General features: G+C 71.1%; 10 protein-coding genes. 2 read left to right on the top strand and 8 right to left on the bottom strand.

The window, feature by feature from the left end; all coding sequences use genetic code 11:
* Window positions 1–262 precede the first annotated feature (262 nt).
* A complete protein-coding gene (locus AB0E83_RS28820; protein ID WP_362118078.1) occupies window positions 263–1948 on the bottom strand; it encodes a ribonuclease J in 1686 nt (561 codons plus the stop codon).
* 129 nt (window positions 1949–2077) lie between these two features.
* Window positions 2078–2977, bottom strand: coding sequence for a 4-hydroxy-tetrahydrodipicolinate synthase (dapA, locus tag AB0E83_RS28815; RefSeq protein WP_362118075.1), 900 nt, complete (start codon window positions 2975–2977; stop codon window positions 2078–2080).
* Window positions 2978–3441: 464 nt separating this feature from the next.
* Between dapA and AB0E83_RS28810 the strand changes: the two genes are divergently transcribed.
* Together AB0E83_RS28810 and AB0E83_RS28805 are read left to right on the top strand one after the other, a co-directional pair.
* Complete coding sequence (locus AB0E83_RS28810; protein ID WP_362118072.1) at window positions 3442–3681, top strand: hypothetical protein; 240 nt, start codon at window positions 3442–3444, stop codon at window positions 3679–3681.
* Between the two features lie 54 nt (window positions 3682–3735).
* The gene (locus AB0E83_RS28805) at window positions 3736–4284 is read left to right on the top strand and encodes a hypothetical protein (RefSeq protein ID WP_362118069.1); all 549 of its coding nucleotides are present in this window, start codon (window positions 3736–3738) and stop codon (window positions 4282–4284) included.
* Here AB0E83_RS28805 and AB0E83_RS28800 read toward each other — a convergent pair.
* From AB0E83_RS28800 to eccD, 6 genes are all read right to left on the bottom strand, one after another.
* Window positions 4274–4726 (bottom strand): hypothetical protein, encoded by a 453-nt coding sequence (locus AB0E83_RS28800; RefSeq protein ID WP_362118066.1) that lies wholly within the window; start codon window positions 4724–4726, stop codon window positions 4274–4276. The genes AB0E83_RS28805 and AB0E83_RS28800 overlap by 11 nt on opposite strands.
* A gap of 5 nt (window positions 4727–4731) precedes the next feature.
* Complete coding sequence (gene dapB, locus AB0E83_RS28795) at window positions 4732–5484, bottom strand: 4-hydroxy-tetrahydrodipicolinate reductase (RefSeq protein ID WP_362118063.1); 753 nt, start codon at window positions 5482–5484, stop codon at window positions 4732–4734.
* A gap of 26 nt (window positions 5485–5510) precedes the next feature.
* Complete coding sequence (locus tag AB0E83_RS28790; RefSeq protein ID WP_362118060.1) at window positions 5511–6890, bottom strand: pitrilysin family protein; 1380 nt, start codon at window positions 6888–6890, stop codon at window positions 5511–5513.
* Window positions 6887–9097 carry a polyribonucleotide nucleotidyltransferase gene (locus tag AB0E83_RS28785; RefSeq protein WP_362118057.1) on the bottom strand — a complete coding sequence of 737 codons (2211 nt, stop codon included), beginning with the start codon at window positions 9095–9097 and terminating at the stop codon, window positions 6887–6889. Before AB0E83_RS28785 ends, AB0E83_RS28790 begins: the two co-directional genes overlap by 4 nt.
* 267 nt (window positions 9098–9364) lie before the next feature.
* Window positions 9365–9652: a 30S ribosomal protein S15 gene (gene rpsO, locus AB0E83_RS28780; RefSeq protein WP_189848205.1), complete on the bottom strand. Its 288-nt coding sequence runs from the start codon at window positions 9650–9652 to the stop codon at window positions 9365–9367.
* 183 nt (window positions 9653–9835) lie between these two features.
* On the bottom strand, window positions 9836–11341 hold the full coding sequence (eccD, locus tag AB0E83_RS28775) for a type VII secretion integral membrane protein EccD (protein WP_362118053.1): 1506 nt from the start codon (window positions 11339–11341) through the stop codon (window positions 9836–9838).
* Window positions 11342–11471 lie beyond the last annotated feature (130 nt).

The following is an 11471-nucleotide window of genomic DNA, read 5'->3' as shown; positions in this document are numbered from 1 at the left end:
CGTTTCCGACTCTATCAGATCTTTCCGATCCGATTTCCTCGGTGCTTTCCGGTCCCGATTCTTTTTCTCTCGGGGCCTTCCGGCGCTTTCCGACTTTATCAGATCTTCTGAGTCGGATTTCCCGCCTCCCGGTCGGCCGGCCGGGCGCACTGCGGCGCCGGGGCTTCCCGTTCTGGCGGAGCCGTAAACGTACTGGAGCGGGGCGCCCCGATGCAAATCGAGGTGCCCCGCTCCGTAACCGCGCTGGTCAGGCCCTTCGAGGTCAGACCTCGACGACGACCGGGAGGATCATCGGACGGCGGCGGTAGGTGTCGGAGACCCACTTGCCGACGGTGCGGCGGATCAGCTGCTGGAGCTGGTGGGGCTCGACGACGCCGTCCTGGGCGGACTTGTTCAGCGCCTGCTCGATCTTCGGGAGCACCGCGTCGAAGGCGGAGTCCTCGATGCCGGAGCCGCGCGCGTGGACGTGCGGGCCGCCGGTGATCTTGCCGGTGGAAGAGTCGACCACCACGAAGACCGAGATGATGCCCTCCTCGCCGAGGATCCGGCGGTCCTTCAGAGAGGACTCGGTGACGTCGCCGACCGAGAGACCGTCGACGTACACGTACCCCGCCTGGACCTTGCCGGTGATGCGGGCGCGGCCGTCGACCAGGTCGACGACGACGCCGTCCTCGGCGATGACGATGTGGTCCTTCGGGATGCCCGTCATCGCGCCGAGCTCGGCGTTGGCGCGCAGGTGGCGCCATTCGCCGTGGACCGGCATGAGGTTCTTCGGCTTGCAGATGTTGTAGAAGTACAGCAGCTCGCCGGCCGAGGCGTGGCCCGAGACGTGGACCTTGGCGTTGCCCTTGTGGACGACGTTGGCGCCCCAGCGGGTCAGGCCGTTGATCACGCGGTAGACCGCGTTCTCGTTGCCCGGGATGAGGGACGAGGCCAGGATGACCGTGTCGCCGGGGACGATCCGGATCTGGTGGTCGCGGTTGGCCATCCGGGACAGGGCCGCCATCGGTTCGCCCTGGGAACCCGTGCAGACCAGCACGACCTCGTCGTCCGGCAGGTCGTCCAGGGTCTTCACGTCCACGACGAGGCCCGGCGGGACCCGGAGGTAGCCGAGGTCGCGGGCGATGCCCATGTTCCGGACCATCGAGCGGCCGACGAAGGCGACCCGGCGGCCGTACTCGTGGGCGGCGTCGAGGATCTGCTGGATGCGGTGGACGTGGCTGGCGAAGCTCGCCACGATGATCCGCTTCTGGGCGTTGGCGAAGACGTTCCGCAGGACGTTGGAGATGTCCCGCTCGTGCGGCGTGAAGCCGGGGACCTCGGCGTTCGTCGAGTCGGTGAGGAGGAGGTCGATGCCCTCCTCGCTCAGCCGGGCGAAGGCGTGCAGGTCGGTGAGGCGGTTGTCCAGCGGCAGCTGGTCCATCTTGAAGTCGCCGGTGTGGACGACCATGCCCGCGGGGGTGCGGATGGCGACCGCCAGGGCGTCCGGGATGGAGTGGTTGACCGCGATGAACTCGCAGTCGAAGGCACCCAGGCGCTCGCGGTGGCCCTCGGCCACTTCGAGGGTGTACGGCCGGATGCGGTGCTCCTGGAGCTTGGCCTCGATCAGGGCGAGGGTCAGCTTGGAGCCGATGAGGGGGATGTCCTGCCGCAGGCGCAGCAGGTACGGCACGCCACCGATGTGGTCCTCGTGGCCGTGGGTCAGGACGATGCCGACGACATCGTCGATGCGGTCCTGGATGGTGGTGAAGTCGGGCAGGATCAGGTCGACGCCCGGCTGCTCCTCCTCGGGGAAGAGGACGCCGCAGTCGACGATCAGCAGCTTGCCGTCGTACTCGAAGACGGTCATGTTGCGGCCGATCTCGCCCAGGCCGCCGAGCGGGGTGACCCGCAGGCCGCCCTGGGGGAGCTTCGGCGGTGCGCCGAGTTCGGGATGCGGATGGCTCAAAAGTCTCTCCTCACCACGCGCGCCACGTACCGGTCGGCACGTGGCGCGCGTGACAATCGTGCACTTGCTGTTGTCGGTGTTCAGTTGTCGCCGTCTTCAGTTGTCGGTGTTCAGTTGTGAAGTCCGGTGTCAGAGGTCTACCCCGCCGGCGGCCAGATCGATCTTGAGCTGGTCGGTCTCCTGGTCGGAGAGCCCGACGAGCGGGAGGCGCAGCGGGCCGGCCGGGAGGCCCTGGAGGGCGAGCGCGGCCTTGGTGGTCATGACGCCCTGGGTGCGGAACATGCCGGTGTAGACCGGGAGCAGCTTCTGGTGGATCTCGGTGGCCTTCGTGACCTCGCCTGCCAGGTGGGCGTCGAGGAGGGCGCGGAGGTCGGGGGTGACGACGTGGCCCACGACGGAGACGAAGCCGACGGCGCCGACCGAGAGGAGCGGCAGGTTGAGCATGTCGTCGCCGGAGTACCAGGCGAGGCCGGAGCGGGCGATGGCCCAGCTGGCGCGGCCGAGGTCGCCCTTGGCGTCCTTGTTGGCGACGATCCGGGGGTGCTCGGCGAGGCGGACGATCGTCTCGGTGTCGATCGGGACGCCGGAGCGGCCGGGGATGTCGTAGAGCATCACCGGGAGGCCGGTGGAGTCGGCGATCGCCGAGAAGTGCCGGTACAGGCCCTCCTGCGGGGGCTTGTTGTAGTACGGCGTGACGGCGAGGAGGCCGTGGGCGCCGTCGCGCTCGGCGGCGCGGGCCAGCTCGATGGAGTGGTGGGTGTCGTTGGTGCCGATGCCGGCGACGACGTGGGCGCGGTCTCCGACGGCCTCCAGGACGGCGCGTACGAGCTCCGATTTCTCCGCGTCGCTGGTGGTGGGGGACTCGCCGGTGGTGCCGTTGACGACCAGGCCGTCGTTGCCCGCGTCCACGAGGTGGGCGGCGAGCCGCTGGGCGCCGTCGAGGTCGAGTGCGCCGTCCGCCGTGAAGGGCGTGACCATGGCGGTGAGGACCCGCCCGAAGGGGGTCTGCGGAGTGGAGATCGGAGCCATGGGTAACACGCTACTCGCTGCTCAGCGCCGGGTGCCCCCTCGGGGGACGTGAGAAGAGGAGCCCGGCACTGCCTGCTCGGGGGTTCAAGCAGTGCCGGGTCCGTTTGATCAGCCTAGATGAACTTCACGAAACGTCGCAATACGGACACTTCGTGAGAGTGAGCGAACATCTGTGCCCTCCGGGGCGGCCCGGCCGTTCTCGTCGAAGGGCGCGGGCCGGAGTGCGTCAGCGAGCGAGCTCCGCGGGGGCGTCCGTCGAGCAGCGGAGGCCGCTCTCCCGACGGCTCGGTGGGGGCGTCGGCCGCCAGGAGCACCTTCCCGTCGTCCGTGGGACGGGCCCGGCTCGGCGCGGCTCCATCGGAAGGATGAGATTCGGCTGCTTCGGTGAAAAACGGCACCAAACCGCCGGTTCGCTCGTCTGTACCTGTGAGGCGTACAGACGACCACCGAGGAGAGTGCCACTCATGTTCAGGCGGGCAGAGGCCGTACCGTTCGCGTTCGTGGCGGAGGCCGACGAGTTCCGCAGTAACGTCACTCCCCCGCCCCGGGAGCGGCTCCGTCCGGGACAGGTCGTCGGGCGCACGCTGCTCGGGCTGACCGTCGCCGCGGGGCTCGTCGGGTCCCTGGTCCTCGGGATGCCCTCCCTCGACAGCACGGACTCGCCCGCCCGCCAGCAGCAGTCCGAAGCCTCCGACAACCGCTGAGGTAGCCTCACCGGGCACCGCCCCTTCGAGCGTGCTTGTGAGTGAGGAACCGCCGTGCCCCTGCCCTTCCTGACGGCCGACCGTGCCTTCGACACCACCGACGCCGTCGCGCTCCCGTTCGACGACCACGACCAGTGGCGCCGTCCGTACCGTCCGGGGCCCTACCGGGTCGGTGCGGCGGCGCTCGCGCTGCTGCTCGCCTCGTTCGTGCTGCTCGCCGCGGTGATCATCGCCGCCGCGGGCGCCGTCGGCGGAGCGCTGGTCACCTTCGGCGTCGCCCTGCTGATCATCCTGGCCGCGCTGCGGCTGCTGCGCATGGGCACCTGGGTGAGCCGTGCCGGACTGCGCCGCGTCGGCTTCTTCGCCACCTCCACCACGCCGTGGGCGAAGGTGGTCGCGGTCCGCACCGTCCAGCAGCCGGTGCGCTGGCTGAACTTCCCGCGCACCGTGCAGGGGCAGGCGCTGCTGCTCGACCGGGTGGCCGGCGAGCAGCAGGTGCTGCTCACCGACCACAACGCCGACTTCCTCTCCCGGATCGAGGCCTTCGACCGGGCCGCCGACACCGTCGAGGCGTGGCACGCCGAGTACGGCGTCAGGCGCTGACCGTCCGGCCCTCGTGGAGGGCGATGGCCCGCTGCATCGCCTTGCGGGCCCGGGGGGTGTCGCGGGCGTCGTGATAGGCGACCGCGAGCCGGAACCAGCAGCGCCAGTCCTCCGGCGACTCCTCCGTCTCGGCCTTGCGCCGGGCGAAGACCTCGTCCGCGGAGTCGCGGTCGATCCGGCCGCCCTGGGTGCGCTTCAGGTCGTCGACGGGGAGGCCGCCCTCGGCCTCCAGCTCGGCGGCCAGCCGGTTGGCCCGGCGCGCGAAGCTGGTGTTCTTCCACAGGAACCAGGCGCCGACGCAGGGCAGCAGGAACGCCACCGCGCCCATGCCCATGGCCGCCGGCTCGCCGGTCAGGAGGAGCAGGACGCCCTCCATCGCCACCACCCCGAAGACCAGCACGAGGACGGTGGCGAGGAAGACGTACGTGATCTTGCCGCCCATGGCCGTCAGCCCAGGTCCAGGAAGTGCTCCAGGCCGAACGTGAGGCCCGGGGTGCTCACCACGCGGCGGGCACCGAGCAGCACGCCCGGCATGAAGCTGGAGTGGTGCAGCGAGTCGTGGCGGACGGTGAGGGTCTCGCCCTCGCCGCCGAGCAGCACCTCCTGGTGGGCCAGCAGGCCCCGGAGCCGTACCGCGTGGACCGGCACGCCGTCCACGTCCGCGCCGCGGGCCCCGTCGAGGGCGGTCGCGGTGGCGTCCGGCTGGGCGCCCAGACCGGCCTCGGCGCGGGCCTTGGCGATCAGCTGGGCGGTGCGGGTGGCGGTGCCGGAGGGGGCGTCCACCTTGTTCGGGTGGTGCAGCTCGACGACCTCGACGGACTCGAAGTACGGGGCCGCGAGCTGCGCGAACCGCATGGTGAGGACGGCGCCGATGGAGAAGTTCGGGGCGATGAGGACGCCGGTCTCCGGGGAGGCGGCGAGCCAGCCGTTCAGCCGCGCGAGGCGGTCCTCGGTCCAGCCGGTGGTGCCGACGACGGCGTGGATGCCGTGGCCCACGCAGTACTCGAGGTTGGCCATGACCGAGTCCGGGGTGGTCAGCTCGACGACGACCTGGGCGCCGGCCTCGGTGAGGGCCTCCAGCTCGTCGCCGCGGCCCAGGGCCGCGACCAGCTCCATGTCCTCGGCGGCCTCGACGGCCTTGACGGCCTCGGAGCCGATGCGGCCCCGGGCACCGAGGACCGCCACGCGCAGCTTGCTCATCGCACTTCTTCCTTAGGGGGTGGAGGTCAGGAGACGGCCTGGTGGAGGCGGTCCGCCTGCTTGTCCTTCAGCGGGCCTATCACCGAGAGCGAGGGCCGCCGCGTCAGCACGTCGCGGGCGACCTCCCGGACCTCGTCCGGGGTGACGGCCGCGATCCGGGCCAGCATGTCGTCCACCGACATCTGGGAACCCCAGCACAGCTCGCTCTTGCCGATGCGGTTCATGATCGCGCCGGTGTCCTCCAGGCCGAGGACCGTGGAGCCGGAGAGCTGGCCGACGGCGCGGGTGATCTCCTCGTCGGTGAGGCCCTCCGAGGCGACCTTGTCGAGCTCGTCCCGGCAGATCCGCAGCACGTCGTGGACCTGGCTGGGGCGGCAGCCCGCGTACACGCCGAAGAGGCCGCAGTCGGCGAAGCCCGAGGTGTACGAGTACACGCTGTAGGCCAGGCCGCGCTTCTCGCGGACCTCCTGGAAGAGGCGGGAGGACATGCCGCCGCCGAGGGCGGTGTTCAGCACGCCGAGCGCCCAGCGGCGGTCGTCGGTGCGGGCCAGGCCGGGCATGCCGAGGACGACGTGCGCCTGCTCGGTCTTCCGGCCGAGCAGCTCGACCCTGCCGGCCGTGCGGATCGTCTTCCGGCCGTCGCGCGGGGCGACCGGGGCCGCGTCGGCGCGGGTGAGGGCGCCGGCCTTCTCGAAGGCACGGCGGACCTGGCGCACCACCGTGGCGTGGTCCACGTTGCCCGCGGCGGCGACGACCAGGTGGGTCGGGTCGTAGTGCTTCTTGTAGAAGCGGGCGATCTGGCCGCGGGTGAGCGCGTTGATCGTGTCGACGGTGCCGAGGACCGGGCGGCCCAGCGGGGTGTCGCCGAACATGGTCTGCGCGAACAGGTCGTGCACCACGTCGCCGGGGTCGTCCTCGGTCATCGCGATCTCTTCGAGGATGACGCCGCGCTCGGCGTCCACGTCCTCGTCGCGGATGAGCGAGCCCGTGAGCATGTCGCAGACGACGTCGATCGCCAGCGGCAGGTCGGTGTCGAGGACCCGGGCGTAGTAGCAGGTGTACTCCTTCGCCGTGAAGGCGTTCATCTCGCCGCCGACCGCGTCGATCGCGGCGGAGATGTCGAGGGCGGACCGCTCGGAGGTGCCCTTGAAGAGGAGGTGCTCCAGGTAGTGGGTGGCGCCGTTGAGCGCCGGGGTCTCGTCCCGGGAGCCGACGTGGGCCCAGATGCCGAAGGTCGCGGAGCGCACCGAGGGAAGGGTCTCGGTGACGATGCGCAGGCCGCCGGGGAGGGTGGTGCGGCGGACGGTGCCGATGCCGTCCTTGCCGGGGAGAAGCGTTTGGGTACGGGCGACGGCCCGCCCCCCGGAAGAGGGGCGGGCCGTCGTCGCGGAACTGCGGGACGTCACTGGTCGGCGTCGTCCTTCTCGGTCTCTTCGCCCTCGATCACGGGGATGAGGGAGAGCTTGCCGCGCTGGTCGATCTCGGCGATCTCGACCTGGACCTTGGAGCCGACCGGGAGCACGTCCTCGACGTTCTCCACGCGCTTGCCGCCGGCGAGCTTGCGGATCTGCGAGATGTGCAGCAGGCCGTCCTTGCCCGGGAGCAGGGAGACGAAGGCACCGAAGGTGGTGGTCTTGACGACCGTGCCCAGGTAGCGCTCGCCGACCTCCGGCATGGTCGGGTTGGCGATGCCGTTGATCGTGGCGCGGGCGGCCTCGGCGGCCGGGCCGTCGGCGGCACCGATGTAGATGGTGCCGTCGTCCTCGATCGTGATCTCGGCGCCGGTGTCCTCCTGGATCTGGTTGATCATCTTGCCCTTGGGGCCGATGACCTCGCCGATCTTGTCCACGGGGATCTTGACGGTGATGATCCGCGGGGCGTTGGGGGACATCTCGTCCGGGGTGTCGATCGCTTCCATCATCACGTCGAGGATGTGGAGGCGGGCGTCGCGGGCCTGCTTGAGGGCCGCGGCCAGGACGGAGGCCGGGATGCCGTCCAGCTTGGTGTCGAGCTGGAGGGCGGTGACGAACTCCTTGGTGCCGGCGACCTTGAAGTCCATGTCGCCGAAGGCGTCCTCCGCACCGAGGATGTCGGTGAGGGTGACGTAGTGCGTCTCGCCGTCGATCTCCTGGGAGATCAGGCCCATGGCGATGCCGGCGACGGGGGCCTTGAGCGGCACACCGGCGTTCAGCAGCGACATGGTGGAGGCGCAGACCGAGCCCATGGACGTCGAGCCGTTGGAGCCGAGGGCCTCGGACACCTGGCGGATCGCGTACGGGAACTCCTCGCGGGTCGGCAGGACCGGGACGAGGGCGCGCTCGGCGAGGGCGCCGTGGCCGATCTCGCGGCGCTTCGGGGAGCCGACGCGGCCGGTCTCGCCGGTGGAGTACGGCGGGAAGTTGTAGTTGTGCATGTAGCGCTTGCGGGTCACCGGGGAGAGGGTGTCCAGCTGCTGCTCCATGCGGAGCATGTTGAGGGTGGTGACGCCCAGGATCTGGGTCTCGCCACGCTCGAAGAGGGCGGAGCCGTGCACGCGCGGGATGGCCTCGACCTCGGCGGCGAGCGTACGGATGTCCGTGACGCCGCGGCCGTCGATGCGGACCTTGTCCTTGATGACGCGCTCGCGGACCAGGGCCTTGGTCAGGGAGCGGTAGGCGGCGGAGATCTCCTTCTCGCGGCCCTCGAAGGCCGGGAGGAGCTTCTCGGCGGCGAGCTCCTTGACGCGGTCCAGCTCGGCCTCGCGCTCCTGCTTGCCGGCGATGGTGAGCGCGCGGGCCAGGTCGTCGCGGACGGCGTCGGAGAGGGCGGCGTACACGTCGTCCTGGTAGTCCAGGAAGATCGGGAACTCGGTCTCCGGCTTGGCGGCCTTGGCGGCCAGGTCGGCCTGGGCCTTGCAGAGGACCTTGATGAACGGCTTCGCGGCCTCGAGGCCCGCGGCGACGATCTCCTCGGTCGGCGCCTCGGCGCCGCCCTTGACGAGCTGGATGGTCTGCTCGGTGGCCTCGGCCTCGACCATCATGATCGCGACGTCGCCGTCCTCCAGGGTGCGGCCCGCGACGACCATGTCGAAGACGGCGTCCTCGAGCTCGGTGTGCGTCGGGAAGGCGACCCACTGGCCGCGGATCAGCGCGACGCGGACGCCGCCGATCGGGCCGGAGAAGGGCAGGCCGGCCAGCTGGGTGGACGCGGACGCGGCGTTGATCGCGACGACGTCGTACAGGTGGTCGGGGTTGAGGGCCATGATCGTGGCGACGACCTGGATCTCGTTGCGCAGGCCCTTCTTGAAGGACGGGCGCAGCGGGCGGTCGATCAGGCGGCAGGTGAGGATCGCGTCCTCGGAGGGGCGGCCCTCCCGGCGGAAGAAGGAGCCGGGGATCTTGCCGGCCGCGTACATCCGCTCCTCGACGTCCACCGTGAGGGGGAAGAAGTCGAGCTGGTCCTTGGGGCGCTTGGAGGCGGTGGTCGCCGAGAGCACCATGGTGTCGTCGTCGAGGTAGGCGACGGCGGAGCCGGCGGCCTGGCGGGCCAGGCGGCCCGTCTCGAAGCGGATGGTGCGGGTGCCGAAGGCGCCGTTGTCGATGACGGCCTCGGCGTAGTGGGTCTCGTTCTCCACTATGGGTTTCTCCTACGTTCGTCTTTGGTCCGCGCGCCCGTGTGGCGCGGGACGGAGCGGGAGAAGCACTGAAGTGGCGGGCCGGTCTTCGATCGAAGCACCCGGGGACGATGCCCGGGGGCCACTACCGAGGACCGGCGGCGTGCCGGCTGCTTCTCGCGCGGGTCGTGGCGTTCTGCGACCAGAGTAGTTGCCGGTCGGTACTTCGCGCACGTACAGCAAAGGGAGCGGCCCCCTGAAAGTGGGAACCGCTCCCTTCACGGCGTCTTACTTGGCGCCGGCCGCACCGCGGCGGATGCCGAGGCGGTCGACCAGCGTACGGAAGCGCTGGATGTCCTTCTTGGCCAGGTACTGCAGCAGACGGCGGCGCTGACCGACCAGGATCAGCAGACCACGACGGGAGTGGTGGTCGTGCTTGTGGGTCTTGAGGTGCTCGGTCAGGTCCGAGATGCGGCGGGACAGCATGGCGACCTGGACCTCGGGGGAGCCGGTGTCGCCCTCCTTGGTGCCGAAGTCGGCCATGATCTGCTTCTTGACGGCGGCGTCGAGAGCCACGCGGATCTCCTCTGGTTTCGTGCGCTCACGAGTGCCCCTGGTCTACGTCTCAGGGGAGCTTCCGTGACTCGGGAGCGAAGGTCCGATGGGCGCTGCTCCCCGAGGCGGGCCGATGCGGGGCATCGACTGAGGTGCTTCCGGGAGCGCGTACACAAACGGCCGCCACACAGCGTACCAGGCCGCTCAGGAGGTGAGCGCCCGGATGGAGTGGTAGACGTCGAAGACCGCGAGGCAGAGCGGCAGCAGCGTGAGCAGGACGAAGGTCTCGGCGATCTCCAGGAAGCGGCCCCAGAAGGGGGTGACGCCCTTGCGCGGCACGATCAGGCCGATGGCGGTGAGCAGGGCGGCGACGCCGGCGATGGCGGCGGAGAGCCAGACCGTACGGATGTCGAGCGCCCCGCCGTCGCCCTTCAGGGCCTCCAGGAGGAGCTCCGCGGGCGGGTTCAGGGCGAGGCCGAGGCCCAGCAGGACGAGGGAGCCGAGGCCGGCCGCGAGGGCGCAGCCGACCTGCGCGGTGTAGCGGAACAGGTGGGCGCGCATCAGCATGGCGACGCCGGTGGCGAGGGCGAGGAGCTGGCCCCACACGGTGTCGGAGAAGCCGAGGACGGCGGCGGAGCCGACGGCGACGAGGGCGCAGCCGCCGACGAGGCCGACGAGGAGCTCGTGGCCGCGGCGGACCCGGGCGGCGATCCGGGCGGCGTCGACCGGGCCCTGGGGCTCGGTGTCGGAGCCGTATCCGCCCACGGCGGTGCGGGGCGGTTCGAAGCCGATGGGCAGGCGGGCGAAGCGGGTGGAGAGCCCCGGCAGGAAGGCGAGCGCGCCGACGGCGAAGGGGGCGCAGACCGCGGCGGTCTCGGCCGGGGTGAGGTTCGTCAGGATGGCGGCGAAGCCGACGAGCAGGCCGACGGCGGAGGCGAGGACGAAGGCGACGAAGGGGCCGTCGCCGCTCGGGGAGACGACCGTGAGGATCACGGCGCCGACCAGGACGGCGGCGCAGGCCAGCAGGAACTGGAGCTTGCCGATGCCCTGGCCGTCGGCGAGGGAGAGCAGTCCGGAGCCGGCGACGGCGGCGTTGGCCAGCGCGCCGGTGCCCAGGGCCACGGCGGAGCCGCGGTCGTCGTACACGCGGGCGCGGACCGCCGCCAGGGCGAGCAGCAGGACGGCGGTGACGCCGGCCAGGATGCCGGGCAGGCCGTGCATGTCGTGCCGGGGCTCGGCCGTCCACAGGACGAAGGCGAGCAGGACGAGGAGGACCGCTCCGCCGAAGAGGCCGGCGCCGCGCATCAGGGCGTCGGACCACAGGGTGCGGTCCTTGGCGACGGCGGAGGCCACCGCGTCGGAGACGTCGTCGAAGACGGCCGGGGGCAGCGACTCGGCGAAGGGGCGCAGGGACAGCAGCTCGCCGTCGAGGATGCGCTGGGCGGCCAGGGAGCGGCTGCCGTCGAGGACGGTGCCGTCGCGGCGGACCAGGTGGTAGCCGACGGGGGCGCCGGGTGCCGGGGTCTGGCCGGAGAGGCGGAGCACCTCCGGGTAGAGGTCGGCGAGGGCGACGTCCTCGGGCAGTGCGACGTCGACGCGGCCGTCGGGCGCGACGACGGTGATCCGGCAGAAGCCGGTGCCGCCGTGGAACACGGTGGTGGGAGCCGACTGGCCGGCTCCGCCGGCCGTGGCTGGGGCCGTCATACTCACCTGCTGCTTCCCCTCGTGGTGATCCTGGTGCTCCTGCCGGCGGCTCGGGCCGCCGGTCCGGGGACCGCGGAGCGGCTCGCGGACCGTGGTCCCCGAGCCGCGGATATTGCGCTCCGAATGACCCGATTTT

It is taken from the genome of Streptomyces sp. NPDC035033 (genome assembly GCF_040636735.1).
Lineage (GTDB): Bacteria > Actinomycetota > Actinomycetes > Streptomycetales > Streptomycetaceae > Streptomyces.
Note: the sequence above shows the minus strand (reverse complement) of the source record. Positions and strands in the feature narration are given on the sequence as shown.

Coding starts and splice junctions, on each gene's coding strand:
- dapB (WP_362118063.1), bottom strand. CDS start 5,484: ATGAGCAAGCTGCGCGTGGCGGTCCTCGGTGCCCGGGGCCGCATCGGC.
- dapA (WP_362118075.1), bottom strand. CDS start 2,977: ATGGCTCCGATCTCCACTCCGCAGACCCCCTTCGGGCGGGTCCTCACC.
- AB0E83_RS28810 (WP_362118072.1), top strand. CDS start 3,442: ATGTTCAGGCGGGCAGAGGCCGTACCGTTCGCGTTCGTGGCGGAGGCC.
- AB0E83_RS28800 (WP_362118066.1), bottom strand. CDS start 4,726: ATGGGCGGCAAGATCACGTACGTCTTCCTCGCCACCGTCCTCGTGCTG.